Below are 1,036 nucleotides of genomic sequence, written 5' to 3'. Positions count from 1 at the left end.
CAGCACGCCGTAAAGCAGCCCCCATTTGATGTTGGGCAGCGTCACATGCCAGAAGGTCTGCCAGCCGGATGCGCCGAGCGACAGCGCCGCCTCCTCGTCGCTGGTGCCCTGTTCCTGCATCAGCGGGATCAGTTCGCGGGCGACGAAGGGGAAGGTGACGAAGACGGTGGCCAGCACCAGGCCCGGCACGGCAAACAGGATCTGGATGCCCTGGCTCTGCAGGACCGGGCCGATGAGGCTGTGCGCGCCGAACAACAGCACGAAGACGAGGCCGGAGATCACCGGCGACACCGAGAACGGCAGGTCGATCAGCGTCGTCAAGAAGGCCTTGCCCTTGAACTCGAACTTGGCGATCGCCCAGGCGGCGGCGACGCCGAAGACGAGGTTGAGCGGCACGGCGATGGCGGCGACGATCAGCGTCAGGCGGATGGCGGCAAACGTCTCGGCATCGCCAAGCGCCGTCAGGAACTCGGCCGGTCCCTTGCGCAGCGCCTCGGTGAAGACCGCCGCCAGCGGCAGCAGCAGGAACAGGGCGACGAAGGCCAGCGCGGCCACCGTCAGGCTGAGCCGGGCAAGGCGGCTTTCCGAGGTGGCGGCGCGCACGTGATGGGCGGCCGCGGCGCGATCAGGCGACATAGACATATCTCCGCCGGCTCCAGGCCTGGATCGAGTTGATGACGAGCAGCATGGCGAAGGAGATGACCAGCATCACCGCGGCAATGGCGGTGGCGGCGGGATAGTTGAACTCCTCCAGCCGGATGACGATCAGAAGCGGCGCGATCTCGGAGACGTAGGGCAGGTTGCCGGCGATGAAGATCACCGAGCCGTATTCGCCGACGCCACGGGCAAAGGCGAGGGCAAAGCCGGTCAGCCCGGCCGGCAGCAGGCCCGGCAGCAGCACCCGGCTGATCGTCTGGAAGCGGCTGGCGCCGAGGGTGGCGGCGGCCTCCTCCACTTCCTTGTCGATCTCCTCCATGATCGGCTGCACGGTGCGGACGACGAAGGGCAGGCCGACGAAGATCAGGGCGATGACGAT

At 67.4% G+C, this 1,036-nt stretch carries 2 protein-coding genes; both read right to left on the bottom strand.

The window, feature by feature from the left end; genetic code table 11:
• Positions 1-636: ABC transporter permease subunit (locus BC363_RS30585; protein WP_065793354.1), on the bottom strand; the 636-nt coding region annotated here is incomplete at its 3' end.
• Positions 626-1,036, bottom strand: a 411-nt coding sequence (locus BC363_RS30580) for an ABC transporter permease subunit (protein ID WP_141690497.1), incomplete at its 5' end; no start/stop codon positions are given. The genes BC363_RS30585 and BC363_RS30580, both read right to left, overlap by 11 nt.

The organism is Ensifer sp. LC384, assembly GCF_001695865.1.
Taxonomy (GTDB): domain Bacteria; phylum Pseudomonadota; class Alphaproteobacteria; order Rhizobiales; family Rhizobiaceae; genus Ensifer.
The sequence above is the reverse complement of the archived record's forward strand: the minus strand, read 5'-3'. Positions and strand labels throughout refer to the sequence as shown.